Origin of the sequence: Nocardiopsis sp. NPDC006198, from assembly GCF_040613895.1 — a bacterium.
Lineage (GTDB): Bacteria > Actinomycetota > Actinomycetes > Streptosporangiales > Streptosporangiaceae > Nocardiopsis > Nocardiopsis tropica.
The window spans coordinates 45,157-64,953 of the sequence record NZ_JBEXSY010000027.1 but is presented as its reverse complement, the minus strand read 5'-3'; the positions used below and the strand labels follow the sequence as shown (position 1 = coordinate 64,953).

Here is a 19,797-nt window from a genome sequence, read left to right as displayed (position 1 = left end):
CTCGCGTCGTTCGAGTACCGGCGCGGCACAGCGCCAGGTACCGCGGTCTGCCGCCCGGGTTCTCGCGGGACCGGGACGAGCCCGGCGGCGGGGCGGCCGGAGCGACCGCGCACGCCCCCGTGCGTCGCAACCCTACGCAACCAAGGTCACACAGCGATTGAGGACCGGATGAGAGATGACGACAGAATGGTGACCCGGAGTCACCATGGCGCGCGGGCCTCGCGCCGCGCGCGCGACGCGCCGTGGGCCCCCCTCCCGGCCCGCCGCGCCCCGGCGGCGCCGGGACCCGCCGCACGGCGGGCGGACCGGCTCCGGGAGGGACCGGGCCGGTCGTCGCCCGACCGGCCCGGAAGGGGGTCATGCCCCGGCGAGCCTCTCCAGGATGAGCTCCCGGGCGCGTCCGGCGTCGGCCTGGCCCCGGGTCGCCTTCATGACGGCGCCCACCAGCGCGCCGGCCGCGGCGAGCTTGCCGCCGCGCACCTTGTCGGCGGCGTCCGGGTTGGCGGCGATGGCCTCGTCCACGGCGGCGCCCAGCGCGCCGTCGTCGCTGACCACCTGGAGGCCGCGCGCCTCGACGACCTCGTCGGGCCCGCCCTCACCGGCCAGCACGCCCTCCACGACCTGGCGGGCGAGCTTGTTGGTCAGCGTGCCCTCGGAGACCAGGGAGATGATCCGCGCGACCTGGGCGGGCGTGATGGGCAGGGCGCCCAGCTCGACCTCCTGCTCGGTGGCGCGGCGGGACAGCTCGTTGAGCCACAGCTTGCGCGCCTCGGCGGACGGGGCACCGGCGACCACGGTCGCCTCGACCAGCTCGATCGCACCGGCGTTGACCAGGTCCCGCAGCTCGGTGTCGCTGAGGTCCCACTCGGCCTTGACCCTGGCGCGCTGGGCGGCGGGCAGCTCCGGCAGCGTGGCGCGGAGCTCCTCGATCCACTCCTCGGTCGGGGCCACCGGGACGAGGTCGGGGTCCGGGAAGTACCGGTAGTCCTGCGCCTCCTCCTTGGAGCGGCCGGAGATGCTGCGGCCGGTGTTCTCCTGGAAGTGGCGGGTCTCCTGCACGACCCTGTGCCCGGCGTCGAGGACGCCCGCCTGGCGCTCGATCTCGGAGCGCACGGCGCGCTCGACGGAGCGCAGCGAGTTGACGTTCTTGGTCTCGCTCCGGGTGCCCCACTCGGCGGTGCCGACCGGCTGGATGGACACGTTGACGTCGCAGCGCATGGAGCCCTCCTCCATGCGCACGTCGGAGATGCCCAGGGAGCGGACCAGGTCGCGCAGCTCGGCGGCGTAGGCGCGCGCCACCAGGGGCGCTAGTTCGCCGGTGCCGGTGATGGGCCGGGTGACGATCTCCAGCAGCGGGATGCCCGCGCGGTTGTAGTCGACGATCGAGTAGGTGGCGCCGTGGATGCGGCCGGTCGCCCCTCCCACGTGGGAGGTCTTGCCGGTGTCCTCCTCCATGTGGACGCGCTCGATCTCCACGCGGAACTCGCGCGGGCCGTCGGGGGTGTCGACGGTGACGTCGAGGTGGCCGTCCACGCAGATCGGCTCGTCGTACTGCGAGATCTGGTAGTTCTTCGGCATGTCCGGATAGAAGTAGTTCTTCCGGGCGAACCGGCCCCAGGGCGCGATGGAGCAGTTCAGCGCCAGACCCAGGCGGATCGCGCCCTCGACGGCCTTCTCGTTGACCACCGGGAGGGAGCCCGGGAACGCGAGGCAGACAGGGCAGACCTGGGTGTTCGGCTCCGCGCCGAAGCCGGTGGGGCAGGAGCAGAACATCTTGGAGGCGGTGCCCAACTCGATGTGGGTCTCCAGACCGAGGACGGGCTCGTACCTGGTCAGCGCCTGCTCGTAGGCCACCGGGGTGGGTTCGCCACCGCTCTTGGCAGGGCTAGGAGTTACCGCGTGGGCCATCGCCGCAAACCCGTTTCCGTAGAGGACATACCTTCCAGGTCAGCCTACCGAGCGCCCGGGGGTGGAGTGCCCGGCCCCGCGCCGCAGGCGCGCCCGGGGCGCCGTCCGCCCCCGCGGATGTCACGGCGAGTACACGATTGGGCCGCTGTCCAGGCGTCGACCGATCACCCAGGGTGCTTGAGCGACTAGTCTGTGTTCCCCAGGAAGATGATTTCGCCGGTCGGCCCCGACGGCCCTCCGCCCTTCGCACGGGAGCGCAAGAGCATGTCCGGCATCCTGCGTCGGTGCGCCGCGCTGCTGGCCTCGGCCGCCCTGACAGGCGCTCTGGTCAGCGCACCCGCCGCCGACGCCGACGACTTCTCACGTGTGGACCGCGACCCCGTCGAGGGGGCGGCACTCGTCCTCGCCGACGGCCAGGAGGTCGACACGGCGCTCTTCAGCCTGCGCGTGGCCGACGAGGCCTCGGTCCGCGCCTACGCGGCCCGGGTGGAGGAGGAGGTCCGGCCGCGCACCGCCTACGTCGAGTCGGCGTGGTCGGACAACCCCGGGTGGACGGGGACGGGGCCCGACCCGTCCCCCGCGCCCGCCGACCGCGCGAACTGGATCGTCTCCCACTCCTACCCGGCGGTCGACCTCGGCCTCCTGGCGCAGGTGACCGGCCTGGTCCAGCTGGACGAGGCCGGGGCCATCGCGGCCACCCAGGCCGCCCTGTGGCACGTGCTGGAGGGGGCGGAGCCGGACCGCTCCGCGAACGACCTCGGGGTCGTCGCCCTCTACGAGTTCCTGGTGGCGGGCAGCGGGGCGGCGGCCGACCACACGACCGCGCGCTCACTGGAGCTCTCGCCCTCCCACGTGGAGGAGGTCGCGCCCGACGAACCCCTCGGCCCGCTCACGGTGCACAGCTCCGCGGCGGACCCCGTGCAGGTCTCGGTCCGCGGCGCTCCGGCGGCGTGGCTGGTGGACGGGGCCGGCGACCAGGTGACCCAGGCGGACGACGGCGCCGAGCTCTTCCTCGACGTGGACCCGTCGGTCCCGGCCGGGGTGGTTACCCTGCACCTGCTCGGCCAGGACGTGTCCCTGCCGGAGGGGCGTCTGTTCACCGGCCGGGACGGCGTGCGCACGCAGCCGCTGATCACCGCCGAGGAGGTCTCGGCGACGAGCTCGGCCTCCGCGACGTTCACCTGGCACCCCGAGCAGACGGCGGAGCTGAGCCCCGAGGAGACCCCGGAGCCCGCGCCCTCGCAGGAGCCCCCGGCCCTCGGTGAAGCCCCCGACGAGGCTCCCACCGGGGTCGAGACCCCCCCGGGAGCGGATGACCGAATCCCCGGGGAGGGCTTGGCGCGCACCGGCACCTGGCTGTCCGGGCTGCTCATCATCGCGGGCGCCCTGGTGGTATCCGGCCTGCTCATCCTGGTTCTGGGCCGCAAACGTCGCGGTTGATCCCACAACTCACGCCTGTCTCACGGTCCCCGATCCATAACTTCGGGTCATAATGCGGATTTGTCCGGGTCGGTTTTTTTCCTGCCCGTATCACGTCACATTTTCGTCGAACCGGGTTGGAAGTGGCCAAGCGGGTCGCTAGTATCGGCCGGGCGGTTGGCATTCCACGGCGAGCGCGGCCCGCTCCCGCGTCACAGCGAGCCCCACCGGACGATCGCGCCCACCCCACACGGCGCCGCGTCCCCGACCCCGACGTGGTGACCCCGGAAACGGGCGAGCGAACACGGCGAATCCAGAACCTCCCCTGAACGCGTCGTGCGCCGTTGTCCACCGCAACCGTCCCACCGGCCCGTTCGGCCTCTTGGACGGGCACTCCATCCGGTTACCCCTAGAAGACACCGGGACACAACTTGACTAACTCCTCATTCCCCCGCACCGTCGGGCGCGCGGGCCTGGCGGCCACCGCCTCGGCGTTCCTGGCCCTCGGCCTCGCGGCCCCCGCCTCCGCCGAGCCCGTGGAGACCTACGAAGGTTCCGTCCGCGGCCAGTACATCGGCAACGCCGAGAACGGCACCCGGGTCAACATGGACGGCGGCGGTGCGCGCACCAGCCTGTTCAACCTGGAGCTGGAGGACGGCACCCTCCTCACCACGTACTGCATCGACTACCACACCAACATCGTCGGCGATGCCTGGTACCGCGAGGACAAGTGGGAGAACTACCCCGGTCAGGGTGACTTCGCCGAGCCCGGCAAGGTCCACTGGATCCTCCAGTACGGCTACCCCGCGCTGAGCGCGGCGGAGCTGGGCGCCGAGGCCGAGTTCGAGGGCCTCAGCGACGCCGACGCCCTGGGCGGCACCCAGGCCGCCATCTGGCACTTCAGCAACGGCATGACCCTCGACGGCGACAACAGCGACGGCGTCACCGCCGTCTACGAGTACCTGGTCGGCGCGGCCGAGGACCTGCCGCAGACCGTCGAGCCCGACGCCGCCCTGAGCATCACCCCGGGCACCGCCTCCGGCACCGCGGGCGGGACCGTCGGCGAGTTCACCATCGAGACCAACGCCTCCGCCATCCCGGTCGACCTGCAGGCGCCCGAGGGCGTGACCCTGGTCGACATCGAGACCGGCGAGGCCGTCGACACGGTCGACAACGGCGACACGGTCGGCTTCTCCGTCCCCGAGGGCACCGCCCCGGGCGAGGCCTCCTTCTCCCTGGAGGCCACCGCGACCGTCGCGACCGGCCGCCTGTTCAAGGGCGAGTCGGACGAGCCCACCCAGACCCTGATCACCGCCCAGGGCGGCCAGACCACGGTCACCGCCTCCGCCTCGGCCACCTGGGAGGAGGGCGGCGAGACCACGCCCCCCACCGACGAGCCCAGCGAGCCGACCGAGGAGCCCAGCGAGCCGGAGTCCCCGGCCCCGACGCCGAGCCCCAGCGAGACGCCCAGCGAGACGCCTTCGGCCCCCGCTGACGACAGCAACGAGCCGACCCTGCCGGTCACCGGCGGCGCGCTCGCCGGCCTGGTCGCCGCGGGCATCGCCGCGCTCGGCGCCGGCGGTGGAGCGATCTACCTGAGCCGCAAGCGCAAGGCCGCCAACGCCGCGGACCTGGAGGGCTAGTCCCCTTCGGCCGCCTCCGGGCGGTGGCGTCCGAGGGCCCGTCCCCGTGGGAGACCACGCGGGCGGGCCCTTCGCGTGTGCGGGGTGGGAAGGCGGAGGGAAGGTCCAGGGCGGGACGCCGGGCGCGGGTGGGTCCGGCGGGGGTCGGGCGGGACGGGGCCGCGCGGGCGGTGCGGGAGCGGGGCAGGGTGGGGGCGGGCAGCGCCAAGCGGGCGGGCCCCGGGGACCCCCCTGTTTCCACGCTATGGCCGAGCTCACGCTCCCGCCAGATCTGTTTCCCCGGTGTGGACAACCGGAGAGGGCGCTCCGACGTCTTCATTGTCGGACCCCTGCGGCCACACCTGTCCCGGCGTGCGGATGCCGCCGCGCCAGGTCGGCGCCGCCGGGACCGCACCACGAACACCGGTCTGACACACACCTCTTCTGCCGGGCCCCGGGAGCTCCGGGCGCCCCACGGCCCCGGCCCTTCCGGGCCTGTCGGCCCTCCGTCCCGGGTCAGGGTCCTCCCTCCGCTCCCACGGGTCCGGACGTTCCGGCCGACAGCACCGCCGCGCACCCCGCCGCTTCTCCGGGCCGCCCGGCAGAACCACGACAGGACATGATGTGACGCACTTCCCCCGCGCCGCCGGCCGCACGGCCCTGGCCGCCTCCGCCGCCGCGTTCCTCGCCTTCGGCCTGGCCGCCCCGGCCGCCGCCGACCCCGCCGAGACCTACGAGGGCTCCGTCCGCGCCCAGTACCTCGGCAACGCCGAGACCGGCACGACCGTCCGTATGAACGGTGCCAACGCCGGGACCAACCTCTTCGAGCTCGAACTCGAGGACGGCACCCTCCTCGACGCCTACTGCATCGACCTCGAAACGGGCATCCGCCCCAGCGCCTGGTACAAGGAGGACGCCTGGGCGAACTACCCGGGCGAGGGCGACTTCGCCGAACCCGGCAAGGTGCGCTGGATCCTCCAGAACTCGTACCCGTCCGTGAGCGCCGCCGCCCTGGCGGAGGCCGCCGGGCTGACCGGAGGGAGCGCCTCCCGTTTCGGAGCCCCGGAGGCGCTCGCCGCCACCCAGGCCGCGATCTGGCACTTCAGCAACGGCGCCGAACTCACCGCGCGGGACCCGGGCGGCATCGAGAAGGTGTACACCTACCTGGTCGAGAACGCCGAGGACCTTCCCCAGGAGCCGGGCCCCGCCCTGAGCGTCACCCCCGAGACCGCCTCCGGCACCGCGGGCGGGACCGTCGGCGAGTTCACCATCGAGACCAACGCCTCCGCCATCCCGGTCGACCTGCAGGCGCCCCCCGGCGTGACCCTGGTCGACATCGAGACCGGCGAGGCCGTCGACACGGTCGACAACGGCGACACGGTCGGCTTCTCCGTCCCCGCCGGCGCCGACGCCGGCGAGGCCTCCTTCTCCCTGGAGGCCACCGCGACCGTCGCGACCGGCCGCCTGTTCAAGGGCGAGTCGGACGAGCCCACCCAGACCCTGATCACCGCCGGGGACCGCGATGTGACCGTGTCCGCCTCCGCCTCCGCCGGCTGGGAGGGCGGCGGTGAGACCGCGCCTCCCACCGAGGAGCCGTCGGAGGGGCCCACCGAGCAGCCGTCCGGGGAGCCCACCCCGCCGGAGTCCCCGGCCCCGAGCCCCAGCGTCGAGCCCAGCGACACGCCCTCGGCCCCCGTCGACGACAGTGACCGGCCGAGCCTGCCGGTCACCGGCGGGGCCCTGGCCGGACTGGTCGCGGCGGGCATCGCCGCGCTCGGCGCCGGCGGTGGAGCGGTCTACCTGAGCCGCAAGCGCAAGGCGGCGGCCGACTCCGAGGACCTGGACGCCTAGTCCTCCTCCGGCCGCCTCCGGGCGGCCGTGGCCGAGGGCCCGTCCCCGTGGGAGACCACGCGGGCGGGCCCTTCGGCGTTCACACCGTGACCGCTTCCGGACACACCGCGATAATCCCGCCTCACCGGGTTGGAGGCGCGGGTCCGGGTCATTAGCATCGGCCGGGTAGGCCCCTCACCGCGACCGGAACTCCCTGCGCGCCCCCGCTCCCGTGGCAGTTCCTCCCCCTCTGCCCTCCCGTGCCGCACCGGCCTCCGGCCCCGAGCCTCCTCGGCACGGCAGCACCTCAGGAAGCGATGTGACGCACGTGCCCATCCCCCGTCCCGGTCCCGCACGCCCCGTCCTCGCGGTCGCCGCGGTCTCGGCGCTCGTCCTCGGCCCCGCCGCCCCCGCGGCCTCCCTCCCCGCCGAACCGGCCGTCTACTCGGTGCGCGGGCAGTACACGGGCGTCGCCGAGCACGGCCACGCCGTCACCATGAGGGGCGAGACGTACACGACCACGAGCACGTTCAACGTCGACCTGGAGGGCGACCAGCTCCTCACCGCCTACTGCATCGACTTCCGCACCGGCATCGTCGGCGACGCCTGGTACCGCGAGGACCGGTGGGACACCTACCCCGGCAGGGGCGACTTCGCCGAGCCGGGCAAGGTCCGGTGGATCCTCCTCAACTCCTATCCGGTCACCGGCCTCGGGGAGCTGCGCGAGGACACGGGCATCGCGGGCGTGGACGCGTCGGAGGCGCTGACCGCGACCCAGGCGGCGATCTGGCACTTCAGCAACGGCCTCGACCTGGAGGAGGTCCACCAGGGACCCGAACTGGAGGCCGGGGTCGTCGAGGGCGACGTCGTCCGGCTCTACGACCACCTCGTGGAGCACGCGGAGGAGACGCCCGACGAGCCGGGGTCGGCGCTGACCGTCAGCCCCGACCGCGGCTCCGGGCTGGCCGGCGGGACCGTCGGCGAGTTCACCGTGGAGACCAGCGCCGAGGAGGTCCCGGTGACCGTGGACGCCCCCGAGGGCGTGGAGCTGGTGGACCTCGGGAGCGGGGAGCCGGTGACCGGGGTCGGCGACGGCTCCACGGTCGGTTTCGCCGTTCCCGCGGACGCCGGGGCGGGCGAGGCGACCTTCACCCTGGAGGCCGAGGCGACCGTCCGGACCGGGCGCCTGTTCAGGGGCGAGTCGGACGAGCCCACCCAGACCCTGATCACCGCCCAGGACAGCGAGATCACCGTGTCGGACTCCGCCTCCGCGGCCTGGGACGCGCAGGGCGGGACCCCGCCTCCGATCGAGACCTCCGAGAGCCCCGCCGGGGCGGCCGGCGGCACGGACCCCGGGGACCGCGACGAGCGGCCGCTGGCCCTGACCGGCGGCGCGGTCGCCGCCCTGGTCGCGGCCGGTGCGCTCGTCCTGGGGGTCGGGGCGGTGCTCCTCCTCCTGGCCCGCAGGCGCAGGGCGGCGGCGGGGACGGGAACCGCCGACTAGGGCCGCGCGGCCGGAGCCGGAGACGCGTGTGCCCGCCGCCCCCGGGAGGGGCGGCGGGCACACGGGGCGCTGCCGTCCGGCCGCTAGGCGACCGCGTACGGGCTGCGGGCGATCAGGGCGCCGTCGCGCTCGGTGAGGGCGCGCTCGACGGCCGAGGCCACCCGGTAGGTCCGGTCGTCGGCCAGCGGCGGAGCCATGATCTGGAAGCCGACGGGCAGGCCGTCCTCGGGGGCCAGGCCGCACGGGACCGACAGCGACGCGTTCCCGGCCAGGTTGGACGGGATCGTGCACAGGTCGGCCAGGTACATGGCCATCGGGTCCTCGGAGCGCTCTCCGATCGGGAACGCCGTGGTCGGCGTGGTCGGCGAGACCAGCACGTCGACGCTCTCGAACGCGGCGTCGAAGTCGCGCTTGATCAGCGTGCGCACCTGCTGGGCGCTGCCGTAGTAGGCGTCGTAGTAGCCGCTCGACAGGGCGTAGGTGCCCAGCATGATGCGGCGCTTGACCTCGGGGCCGAAGCCCTGGGCCCGGGTCAGCGACATGACCTCCTCGGCGCTGCGCGTGCCGTCGTCGCCCACCCGCAGGCCGTACCGCATCGCGTCGAAGCGGGCGAGGTTGGACGAGCACTCGCTCGGGGCGATGAGGTAGTACGCCGAGAGGGCGGCGTCGAAGCTCGGGCAGGACAGCTCCACGATCTTCGCGCCCAGGGACTCCAGGAGCTCCAGGGTCTCGTGGAAGCGCCGGCGCACACCCGGCTGGAAGCCGTCGCTGTCCAGCTCCTTGACCACGCCGACGCGCAGGCCGTCGACGTCGCCCAGGCGGGCGGCGTCCACGACCGGCGGGACCGGGGCGTCGATCGAGGTGGAGTCGCGGGGGTCGTGGCCGGAGAACGCCTCGTGGAGGAGGGCGGCGTCGAGCACGTTGCGCGCGAACGGGCCGGGGGTGTCCAGGGACGAGGCGAACGCGATCATCCCGTAGCGGGACGCGCCCCCGTAGGTGGGCTTGGCCCCGACCAGTCCGCACACGGCGGCGGGCTGGCGGATGGAGCCGCCGGTGTCGGTCCCGGTGGCCAGGGGCGCCTCGAACGCGGCGACGGCCGCGGAGGAGCCGCCGGAGGAGCCGCCCGGGATGCGGTCGGTGTCCCACGGGTTGCGGGTGACCTTGTAGGCGGAGTTCTCCGTGGAGGAGCCCATCGCGAACTCGTCCATGTTGGTCTTGCCCAGGATGACCAGGCCGGCCTCGCGCAGGCGCGCGGTGACGGTGGCGTCGTAGGGCGGCTGCCAGCCCTCCAGGATCCTGGAGGCGGCCGTGGTGGGCATGTCCTTGGTGGTGAACACGTCCTTGTGGGCGACGGGCACGCCCGCGAGCGGTCCCAGTTCCTCGCCGGCGGCGCGGCGGGCGTCCACCGCGCGGGCCTGGTCGAGGGCGGTCTCGCGGCGCACGTGCAGGAAGGCGTTGATCTCGCCGTCGACCGCCTCGATGCGGTCCAGGTAGGCGGTGGTGGCCTCCTCGGAGGACACCTCGCCCCCCTTGATGGCCGAGCCGAGTTCGGCCGCGGTCAGGCTGATGACGTCGCTCATCGGCTACTCACCCTCTCCGAGGATCCGCGGGACCCGGAACCGCTGTTCCTCCACCGCCGGGGCCCCGGCCAGGGCCTGCTCGGGGGTGAGGCCGGGCCTGGCCTCGTCGGGGCGGTAGACGTTGGTCAGCGGCAGGGCGTGCGAGCTGGGCGGGATGTCGCCCTGGGCGACCTCCTGCACCTTGGCCACGGCGGTGAGGATGTCACCGAGCTGGGCGGCGAGCGTGTCGAGCTCGCCCTCGTCGAGCGCCAGCCGCGACAACCGGGCGAGGTGTGCGACCTCATCGCGGGTGATGGCGGTCATGAATGCGAACCGTTTCTTCGGCGGAAGGACTATCGGGTCAATCCTATGGCGTTTTCCGGGGGCGCCGCCCTCGGTGTCAGACGCGGCTGTCGGCCGGGGCCCCGCCCTCGTGGGCGGCCACCCAGGCGACGACCTCGCGGGCGGCCAGCGGGGGCGAGTAGTGGCTCCCCTGCGCGGCGTGGCACCCGGTGGACCGGGCCGCGAGGGCGAGGGCCCGGCTGCGCACGCCCCCGGCGGTCGCGCGCATGCCCAGAGCCCTGACCAGGGCGATGGCGGCCCGCACGACGGTGTGGCCGTTGTCGGGCCCGTCCACGAGGCGTGTGGTGAAGGACTCGTGGATCTTCACCTCGTCGAGGGGGAGCCCGGCGAGCTGGGCCAGGGTGAAGTGGCCGGTACCGAAGTCGTCGAGGGCCAGGCCGACGCCGAGCGCGCGGAGCCGGTGGACGGCGGCCGTGGCGGCGTCGGCGTCGGTGATGAGGGCGTGCTCGCCGATCTCCAGGACGAGCTGCTCGGGCGGCACCCCGTGCTCGCGCAGCGCGGCGGCCACGGTGGACGGGAGTTCGGGGTCGAGGAGTTCGCGGACCCCGAGGTTGACGGAGACGGGCAGGCGGATCCCCTCCCCGCGCCACTGGGCGACGCGGGCCAACGTGATGTCGAGGACCTGGCCGGTGAAGGCGCGGAACAGGTTGGACTGCTCGACCACCGGCATGAACTCCTCGGGGGCGAGCAGCCCCCGGGTGGGGTGGCGCCAGCGGGCGAGGGCCTCCAGGCCCACGGGCCGCTCGTCGTCGAGGGACACCTTGGGCTGGTAGTGCATCTCCAGCGCTCCCTCCGCCAGGCCCCGCCGGAGCTCGCTGTAGAGGCTGAGCCTGGCCGTGGAGTTGCGGTCCTTGCCGGGGTCGTAGCACTCGACCCCGGTGCGGGCGGCCTTGGCGACGTACATGGCGACGTCCGCGCGCTGCATGAGGAGCGGGAAGTCGGGCGCGTCCCGGGGGAAGAGCGCGATCCCGATGCTGGCCTCCAGGTCGAAGTCCATGCCGTCGAGGCGGACGGGCTCGGCGAGGGCGCCGCGCAGGCGGGCGGCGACCTCGCGGGCGGCGGAGGTGTCGCCGACCTGGGGCAGGAGCACCGCGAACTCGTCGCCGCCGAGCCGGGCCACGAGGTCGCCGGGGCGGACGCTGTGGGTGAGCCGGTAGGCGACGGTCTGGAGGAGGCGGTCGCCGGTGGGGTGGCCGAGGGTGTCGTTGACCTCCTTGAACCGGTCGAGGTCGAGCAGGAGGAGGCCGACCCCGCCTTCCCGCTGGTGGGCGTGGGCGATCTCCTGGCGGGACCGGTGGGTGAGGAGCTTGCGGTTGGCCAGCCCGGTGAGCTCGTCGTGGTTGGCCTGGTGGTCGCGCTTCACCGACAGCATGGCGCTGGTGTAGAGGGCTCCGAGAGGGAAGGCGAAGAGGGGGACGTAGAGAACCGAGTGCGCGGTGGCGACGACGACGAGCGGGGCGAGGCTGATGAGGACGCCGCTGACGTAGAACTGCTGGCCGATCCCCTTGAACATGACCTGTCTGAGCGGGACGCGTTCGTGCATGGCCACCGCGCAGACGACCAGGACGCGGTTGACGGCGAAGTAGGCGGCCCCGGCGAGGGCGACGGCCACGAGTTCCCCCGCCGCGGGGGCGGGGCCGTCGGCGACGAGGCCGGGCAGGGCGAGGCGCAGGACGGCGTCGGCGACCCCGAGGGAGAGCGTGTACTGGGCGGCGTTGAAGGCGGTGCGGTGGGGGGCGTGGCCGCGCGCGAAGCCGGCCACGGTCGTGGCGGCCGCCTGGACGAGGGCGGCGACGGGCAGGCCGAGGAGGAGGACGAGCGCGAAGGAGAACGGCAGCGACGTGGGGGCGCCGCTGCCGGGGGCCTGCCCGGGCATGGAGATGGGCCGCAGTTCGCCGAGGACGATCATGCAGAGCAGGACCCAGGTGAGGGGTTCGACCGCGAGGCCGCGGAGCTCGCCGAGGCCCAGGCCGAGGCTGGAGACGACGAGCAGGCCCGCGCCGGCGACCGTGGTGCCCAGCATGTAGAGCCAGAGCGGTGTCCCGGCACGGGGACCGATGTCCCTGGTGCTGATGGGGTCCTTCATCCGTGGTCCTCGCGAGGGGCCGTGGGCCGGCGGCGGCGCGGCGCCACCGGTCCCGCGCTCGGGGTTCCCGCGGTCCGGCCCCCCTCATGACCGAATCGCGGTTTTAGATGCGTCCACATCCAACGTGTCCGTGTCCAGCTTACGCGGCTTCGTCACCAACTGTCGCTTGCCCGGAACTATCAGTTAACCAAGGTGTGGGCCGCACGGGGTGGGGGACGCACAAAATGGAACCCGGACCCTCCGCGACCCCGGGTCGTGACCAGCCGGTTCACGGGGCCCGGACACGGGTTCGCCCCGGTCCGGCCTGCCCCCGCCGCCCCACCGCACGCGGGGGCGCGGGGCCGCTTTCCGGACCGGGGCGCGGAGCGCCGCCGCTAGGCGTCGGCCCCCTCCGCGGCGGGGGCCTCCGCCGCGTCGGCGGCGCCGTCCTCCGGCGAGCGGTTGATCCGCACGCCGACGGCGGCGTCGGCGCCCTCGTCCAGCAGCACCCGGAACCCCTGCTCGTCCAGCACGGGCACACCCAGCTTGACGGCCTTGTCGTACTTGGACCCGGGGCTGTCCCCCACCACCACGAAACCGGTCTTCTTGGACACCGACGCGGTCGCACGGCCGCCGCGCTCGGCGATCGCCTCCTTGGCGCCGTCGCGCGTGAACCCCTCCAGGGAGCCGGTCACCACGACGGTGACGCCCTCGAGGAAGCGCGAGCCGAACTCCGGCTCGTCGTCCTCCATGCGCACGCCCGCCTCCGCCCACTTGCGGACGATCTCGGTGTGCCAGTCCACGGAGAACCACTCGCGGATCGACGCGGCGATGGTCGGGCCGACGCCGTCGACCGAGGCCAGCTCCTCCTCGGTGGCCCCGCGGATGGCGTCCATGGAACGGAAGTGGCGGGCCAGGTCCTCGGCCGCGCGCGGGCCGACGTGCCGGATCGACAGTGCCACGAGGACCCGCCACAGCGGTTTGGCCTTGGCCTCCTCCAGCTGCTCGAACAGCTTCTCGACCGTCTTCTTGGGCTCGCCCCTGAGGTTGGCGAAGAAGGACACCACCTTGGGGTCGCCGGTCTTCGGGTCGGTCTTGGGCTCGGTGGTGTCCGGGTCGAGCACGTGGGTGCGGATGGGCAGCAGCTGGTCGACGGTCAGGTCGAACAGGTCCCCCTCGTCCCGCAGCGGGGCCTGTGCGGGCTCCAGCGGCTGCGTCAGGGCGGTGGCCGCCACGTAGCCGAGCGCCTCGATGTCCAGGGCCTTGCGGCTGGCGATGAAGGCGACCCGCTCCCGGAGCTGTCCGGGGCAGGAGCGGGCGTTGGGGCACCGCAGGTCGACGTCGCCCTCCTTCTGCTGGCCGAGCGGGGTGTCGCACTCGGGGCAGCGCTCGGGCATGACGAACTCGCGCTCGCTGCCGTCGCGGCGCTCCAGGACGGGGCCGACGATCTCGGGGATGACGTCGCCCGCCTTGCGCAGCACCACGGTGTCGCCGATGCGCACGCCCTTGCGGGCGACCTCCTGGGAGTTGTGCAGGGTGGCGAACTCGACCTCGGACCCGGCCACGACCACCGGCTCCATGACGCCGTACGGGGTGACGCGCCCGGTCCGGCCCACGCCCACCTTGATGTCGACGAGCCGGGTGGTGACCTCCTCCGGCGGGTACTTGTAGGCGATCGCCCAGCGCGGGGCGCGGCTCGTGGAGCCGAGCCTGCGCTGGAGCGCGAAGTCGTCGACCTTGACGACGATGCCGTCGATCTCGTAGGCGGGCTCGTGGCGGTGCGCCGCGTAGTACGCGACGTACTCACGGACCTCCTCCATGGTCCCCACGACCTTGTAGCGGTCGCTCAGCGGCAGGCCCCACTCCCCCAGCAGGGCGTAGGCCTGCGACTGGCTGGTGAAGGCGACGTCCTTCCCGCCGCCCGCGGGGGCGTACGCGCCCACCCCGTGCACGATCATCGACAGGGGGCGGGTCGCGGTGACCCGGGGGTCCTTCTGGCGCAGCGAGCCGGCGGCGGCGTTGCGGGGGTTGGCGAAGGGGGTGTGCTCGCCGGTCTCGGTGATGCGCTTGTTGAGGGCCTCGAAGTCCTCCACGGGGAGGAAGACCTCTCCGCGCACCTCCAGCAGCTCGGGTGCGGGGCGCACGTCCTCGCGCAGCCGCTCGGGGACGACCCCGATGGTGCGGACGTTGAGGGTGATGTCCTCGCCCACGCGGCCGTCGCCGCGGGTGGCGGCGCGCACGAGGCGGCCCTTCTCGTAGACCAGGTCGACCGCGAGGCCGTCGATCTTGAGCTCGCAGAGGTAGGCGCCGACCGGGACCTCGGCCGCGGAGCGCTCGCCCCAGGCGTTGAGCTCCCCGGTGTCGAACGCGTTGCCCAGGCTCTCCATCCGCACCAGGTGCTTGACCTCGGCGAAGTCGACGCTGATGGGGGCGCCGACCTTCTGGGTGGGCGAGTCCTGCGTGGCGAGGACGGGGTACCGGTCCTCGATGCCGCGCAGCTCGCCCATGAGGGTGTCGTACTCGGCGTCGGAGATGATCGGGTTGCCCAGGTAGTAGCGGTAGCTGTGGTCGTCCAGCTCCCGGCACAGCTCCTCGTGGCGGGCGCGTACCTCGTCGGGGATGTCGGTGGTGTTGTCGAGCGCGCTCACTCGCTGCCTTTCTGCTGCTCTCGTGCTCACCTGTCGCGGTCACGGACTTCTAGGACGCCTGTCTGCGGGGCTCGTCCCGCAGGACCCTGGCGCCGGCGCGCGCCGCCGTGAGGGCCGCGCGCGCGTGTCCCGGGGAGGCGCCCGCCAGTCCGCACGTGGGCGTGGTGACCACCGCGCGGGAGAGCAGGTCAGGGGTGATTCCCAACCGGTTCCAGAGGTCGCGAACAGGATCGACGGTAGCGGCGGGGTCGGACATTCGGGCGGTCTGCGCCGGGGTGGCGTCGGTCGTCGGGACCACCCCCAGGAGCAGCCCCGTGCCCGCCTCCACGGCCGTCCCGACCATCTCGTCGTGGTCGCGCGTGAGGAGGAGCGCGTCGAGGCTCAGGGCCTCGGCGCCGCTGCGCCGCAGGAGGTCCAGGGGCGCGCCGGGGTCGCAGCAGTGCGCCGCGGGGACGGCTCCGGCCCCGGAGATCCCGGAGAACAGGTTTCGCAGGACGTCCTCCGCGCGCACCCTGTCCACGGGTCGCAGGCGGCTGAGCCCGCTGGCGGTGGGCAGGGAGCCGAGCAGGACGGCGGGCAGGGAGGGTTCGTCGACCTGGACGAGGAGCCGCGCGCCGGGGACGCCCCCGCGGACCCGGTCGATGTGCGCGAGGACGCCTTCGAGGTGGGACTCGGCGAGATCGCGGCAGGCGCCGGGGTCGGAGACCAGGCGCTGGCCGTTGCGCAGCTCGACCGACGCGGCGAGGGTCCAGGGGCCGGCGACCTGGATCTTGAGTGTGCCGGTGAACGCGTGGGCGTGCTCGGTGAGGGCGTCGAGGTCGTAGGACATGAAGCCGGTCGCGCGGGCGAGGTCGCGCCCCGGGGTGTCGGCGACACGCCATCCGCTGGGCTGCACCTCGACGGGGAGGTCGACCAGGAGCCCGGCGGTGCGGCCGACCATGTCGGCCCCCACACCGCGTTCGGGGAGCTCGGGGAGGTGGGGGAGGGCGGGGAGTTCGCCGAGGATCGTGCGGACGGCCTCGTCGGGATCGTCTCCGGGCCAGGAGCCGACCCCGGTGGAGGAGGCGTTCGGCCAGGGGTAGGACTGCTGTTCGCTCACGTTGCCCAAGGTTAGGGCAACGGGAGGCGGGGGGTGTTACCGCCGACCCGCACGGGCGTGGTGCGGGTCGGCGGCCGGCACGGCGGTCACCGTCCGCCCCCGTGGTCCGGCGGGGACCCCCGGCGGGGGCTCCGTCCTTCCGCGGGGCGCGGTGGCGCGGTCATCGGTTGCCGCCGGGGCGGAAGTGCCGGCGGGGCCGGGGCGCCGGGCTCGGCCCGGGACGGTTCCGGTTCCGGTGGTCGGTCCTGGCGCCGGGGAGGCCCCGTCCGGCCGGACCGGGCCTCCCCCCGCCGGCGGGGGGCGCGGTGAGGGCGCCGAGCGGCAGGGGCGGAACGGCCACGGCGGGGGTGGCGGGGGTGGTGGTACGGGCTCGCACAGGTCTCCCTCTCGTACAGCTTTGTCTGTAGTACTCCAGCTGAAGTGCTTCGAATGTAGTACTACAGGCGGAGTGGTGTCAACGCCTTGGACGCGGGAACCGCCCGGACACGGCGAAAGGGGCCCGACCGCGCAGGTCGGGCCCCCGGGGAGGAGCTGTCGGGAGGGAGAGGCCTCAGGAGGGCCGTGCGGCGACGGCCTGCGCCGGGTCGGCGTCCTGCCCGTCGCGCGCGCCGGCGGCGTCCGGAGCGGTCCCGGAGACAGGGAGACCGTCGGCTCCCCCGTCCTCCGCCCCGCCCCCCGGGCGGGCGCGGGCACGGCGGCCCCGCACGACGAGGAGGGCCACCAGGGCGCAGGCGGCGGCCACGACGCCCAGGGCGGTCCACGGCGAGCTCAGGAAGAGCTCCAGCCAGGTGCCGACCACGCCGCCGATGATGACGCCCCACAGGCCCGCCCAGACGAGGCAGCCGACGAACATCGCCGCGAGGTAGCGCGGGAAGCGCATGCGCATGGCCCCTGCGGAGAGGTTGACGGCGGTCTGCACGCCCACGGTGCAGAAGCTCAGCGTCACCACGGGCGCGCCGTAGCGGTCGATGCGGCGCCGCGCCGCCTCCAGCCGCGGGCCGAGCGCGGCGCCCATGCGGCTCCGCGTCACGCCCGCCCCGAGCCCGCGGCCGATCCAGTACGTGGCCTGGGCGCGGCACAGGATCACGCCGAGCAGCGTGAAGTAGACGATCCAGAAGGGCTGGCCGTCGAGGAAACCGAATTCTGGCATGGGCGAGCTCCCTAACCTCGGCCAGTAACTATGCTATGCCTAACCTAACTTCGGCAAGGGGTCGCAGGTCACCCGTCGGGGCTCCGTCCCGCTCCGGCCGGGCGGGACCCTTCCGGGGCCGCCTCAGACGGAGGCCGCGGCCCGGGAGGTGGAGGAGATCGTCGCCGAGCCGAGCACGGTGTCCCCCTCGTAGACCACCACGGCCTGCCCCGTGGCCACGCCCGTGGCGGGCTCGGCCAGCCGGACGACCAGCTCAGCGCCCTCGGCCCCCTCGCGCTGCCACACCGTCGCCGGGTAGACCTCGCCGTGGGCGCGCAGCTGCACACGGCACTCGATCGGCTCCGCCGGAGGCAGGCTGCCGCTCCAGACGGGCCGCACCCCGGTCATCCCGTCGACGCGCAGGGACGCGCGCGGCCCCACCGTGACGGTGTTGCCCACCGGCTCGATCGAGAGCACGTAGCGCGGGTCGGGCGCGCCGCCCAGCCCCAGGCCCTTGCGCTGGCCGATCGTGAACGTGTGGGAGCCGTTGTGCGTGCCCACGACGTTGCCGTCCTCGTCCTGGATCGGGCCCGGCCTCTCGCCGATGCGCCGGTTGAGGAACCCCGCCGTGTCGCCGTCGGCGATGAAGCAGATGTCGTGGCTGTCGGGCTTGTCCGCCACGGACAGCCCCCGCCGCTCCGCCTCGGCCCGCACCTCGTCCTTGGTGCAGTCCCCGAGGGGGAACATCGCGTGCTCCAGCTGGCCGGCGTCGAGCACGCCCAGCACGTACGACTGGTCCTTGGCCCGGTCGACGCTGCGCACCAGGCGGCCGTCGACCTTGCGGACGTGGTGGCCGGTCGCCACGGCGTCGAAGCCCAGCGCGACCGCCCGGTCCAGCACCGCCTCGAACTTGATCTTCTCGTTGCAGCGCAGGCACGGGTTGGGCGTGTTGCCCGCCTCGTACTCGGCGACGAAGTCCTGCACGACCTCCCGGTCGAACTCCTCCGACATGTCCCACACGTAGAAGGGGATGCCGATGACGTCCGCCGCGCGGCGGGCGTCGTGGGAGTCCTCCACGGTGCAGCAGCCGCGCGCACCCGTTCGGTAGGACTGTGGGTTCTTGGAGAGCGCCAGGTGAACGCCGGTGACGTCGTGGCCCGCCTCGGCCACCCGGGCCGCGGCGACCGCGGAATCGACCCCGCCGGACATGGCGGCCAGTACACGCAAAGTCATAGTGGCTCCAGCGTATGCGCCCGCCGGGGGTCGCGGCCACGGGCGCCGGGGGACACCGGCCGCGCCGGGCGCGCGGCCCGCGGCGCCCGGCGGGCCCGGGCAGCACGCGGCGGGGCGCCGCCGGGGACGCGCCCGCCGGCGAGGGCGAGGGTGGTCGCCCGGTTCTGCGAAAATCGTGACATGGCTCTGTTCCGTCGTCGCCGCTCCGCCGACTCCACCACGTCCGTCACCGCGTTCTGGGACGCGTGGCCCTCCGTACGCGACGCCCTCGCGGGCGCGGCCGACGCGGACCGGCCCGCCCCTTCCGAGGTCTCCGAGCGCGTCACCGCGCTGGTCCGCGCGATCCACCCCGACCTGGACTGGGAGGTGGGCCCCGCGCCCAAACGGCAGGGGGGCCTGGACGACCTCGACCTGTCGGCGGACACCGACCCCGACAAGCTCCTGGAGCAGCTGGCGGCCCTGGACGACCCGTCCAAGCTGACCGACGGCCCCGCCCACGCCCTCACCCTGCGCCCCGGCGCGTCCGAGGAGGCGCGCATCCTGTCCGAGCGCTGGGCCCGGTCGGCCCCCGAGGACGCCGAGTGGCTGTTCCGGCCGGTGCGCCCCGCCGACCACGAGCGGCTGTCCTCCGTGGTCCGCTGGGACGACCACGAACTGGACCTGTCGCACGTGTCGGTGTCCATGCGCGTGAACCAGGGGACCGGGCGGATCGAGGTGGGCGTCTACCACCCGGACAACATGTTCCTGTCCCAGGAGACGCGCGAGGGCGTCGCCGAGCACGTGGCCCTGCTGGCGCTCGGCGAGGACGACCTGGTGCGGTGGATCGGCCTGACGGCGCCGCTGGACGAGCCTCCCCTGGACCCGCTGCCCCCCACGTCGATGCCTTCCGTGGTCCGGCAGATGGCCGACCTGCTCGGCGGCTCCGGCGGCTGGGCGACCCTGCACGGGCGCATCCCCATCCAGGGCGCGGTGGAGATCATGCTCCGCCACCCGCTGACCCGCCGCGACTTCCCGGCGTTCTCCCTGTTCGTGCAGGTCGTCGTGCCGTACACCCACGCGGACGAGGACAAGCTGCCCACCGGCGCCTCGGCCTCCGCCCTGGCCGACCTGGAGGCCCGTGTCTCGGACGTGCTCGGGGACAACGGGGCGCTGTTCATGCAGCAGACCGTCGGCGGCCGGCGCGACTACCGCTACTACCTGGACCCGGACTCGGGGGTGCTCCCGGACTTCGAGGCCGTCCTGAAGGACTGGCCGGAGGGCGAGGTGAAGCTGCGCAGCCAGCTGGACCCGTCCTGGTCCCAGTTCAACGCCGCGCGCCGGCCGTTCCGCCGCCAGCTCGGGGAGTAGGCCCCGCCGCGGGGAGGGGCCCGGCGCCCTCCCCGCGGCCGGGCGGCCCGGGAAGTGCGTCCCGCGGGGCC

13 protein-coding genes are annotated in these 19,797 nt (G+C 74.0%); 5 read left to right on the top strand and 8 right to left on the bottom strand.

Annotation, left to right across the window (positions count from 1 at the left end; translation table 11 throughout):
- Positions 1-357 precede the first annotated feature (357 nt).
- Entirely contained in the window at positions 358-1,854 is a 1,497-nt protein-coding gene (gene gatB, locus ABZ234_RS19510; protein ID WP_267946499.1) for an Asp-tRNA(Asn)/Glu-tRNA(Gln) amidotransferase subunit GatB, read from the bottom strand.
- Between the two features lie 318 nt (positions 1,855-2,172).
- Between gatB and ABZ234_RS19505 the strand changes: the two genes are divergently transcribed.
- From ABZ234_RS19505 to ABZ234_RS19490, 4 genes are all read left to right on the top strand, one after another.
- A complete protein-coding gene (locus tag ABZ234_RS19505; RefSeq protein ID WP_355013013.1) occupies positions 2,173-3,348 on the top strand; it encodes a Cys-Gln thioester bond-forming surface protein in 1,176 nt (391 codons plus the stop codon).
- A gap of 410 nt (positions 3,349-3,758) precedes the next feature.
- Positions 3,759-4,970, top strand: a complete 1,212-nt coding sequence (locus ABZ234_RS19500) for a thioester domain-containing protein (RefSeq protein ID WP_355013012.1) — start codon at positions 3,759-3,761, stop codon at positions 4,968-4,970.
- A gap of 603 nt (positions 4,971-5,573) precedes the next feature.
- Positions 5,574-6,800 carry a thioester domain-containing protein gene (locus ABZ234_RS19495; RefSeq protein ID WP_355013011.1) on the top strand — a complete coding sequence of 409 codons (1,227 nt, stop codon included), beginning with the start codon at positions 5,574-5,576 and terminating at the stop codon, positions 6,798-6,800.
- Between the two features lie 298 nt (positions 6,801-7,098).
- Positions 7,099-8,283, top strand: coding sequence for a thioester domain-containing protein (locus tag ABZ234_RS19490; RefSeq protein ID WP_355013010.1), 1,185 nt, complete (start codon positions 7,099-7,101; stop codon positions 8,281-8,283).
- Between the two features lie 83 nt (positions 8,284-8,366).
- On the opposite strand, the gene gatA is transcribed toward ABZ234_RS19490, so the two are convergent.
- The 7 genes from gatA to mnmA form a co-directional block, all read right to left on the bottom strand.
- Positions 8,367-9,863 (bottom strand): Asp-tRNA(Asn)/Glu-tRNA(Gln) amidotransferase subunit GatA, encoded by a 1,497-nt coding sequence (gene gatA / locus ABZ234_RS19485; protein ID WP_267946503.1) that lies wholly within the window; start codon positions 9,861-9,863, stop codon positions 8,367-8,369.
- A gap of 3 nt (positions 9,864-9,866) precedes the next feature.
- On the bottom strand, positions 9,867-10,166 hold the full coding sequence (gene gatC, locus ABZ234_RS19480; protein ID WP_267946504.1) for an Asp-tRNA(Asn)/Glu-tRNA(Gln) amidotransferase subunit GatC: 300 nt from the start codon (positions 10,164-10,166) through the stop codon (positions 9,867-9,869).
- A gap of 76 nt (positions 10,167-10,242) precedes the next feature.
- Complete coding sequence (locus ABZ234_RS19475) at positions 10,243-12,291, bottom strand: EAL domain-containing protein (protein ID WP_355013009.1); 2,049 nt, start codon at positions 12,289-12,291, stop codon at positions 10,243-10,245.
- Positions 12,292-12,665: 374 nt separating this feature from the next.
- Complete coding sequence (gene ligA / locus ABZ234_RS19470) at positions 12,666-14,918, bottom strand: NAD-dependent DNA ligase LigA (RefSeq protein ID WP_355013008.1); 2,253 nt, start codon at positions 14,916-14,918, stop codon at positions 12,666-12,668.
- 49 nt (positions 14,919-14,967) lie between these two features.
- Complete coding sequence (locus tag ABZ234_RS19465; RefSeq protein ID WP_355013007.1) at positions 14,968-16,017, bottom strand: methionine synthase; 1,050 nt, start codon at positions 16,015-16,017, stop codon at positions 14,968-14,970.
- A 550-nt stretch (positions 16,018-16,567) separates the two neighbouring features.
- A complete protein-coding gene (locus tag ABZ234_RS19460) occupies positions 16,568-17,167 on the bottom strand; it encodes a VTT domain-containing protein (protein WP_355013006.1) in 600 nt (199 codons plus the stop codon).
- 123 nt (positions 17,168-17,290) lie between these two features.
- Positions 17,291-18,379, bottom strand: a complete 1,089-nt coding sequence (mnmA, locus tag ABZ234_RS19455) for a tRNA 2-thiouridine(34) synthase MnmA (protein ID WP_355013005.1) — start codon at positions 18,377-18,379, stop codon at positions 17,291-17,293.
- 180 nt (positions 18,380-18,559) lie between these two features.
- On the opposite strand from mnmA, the gene ABZ234_RS19450 reads away from it, so the two are divergent.
- Positions 18,560-19,726 (top strand): DUF695 domain-containing protein, encoded by a 1,167-nt coding sequence (locus ABZ234_RS19450; RefSeq protein ID WP_267946510.1) that lies wholly within the window; start codon positions 18,560-18,562, stop codon positions 19,724-19,726.
- The last annotated feature ends 71 nt before the right edge of the window (positions 19,727-19,797 follow it).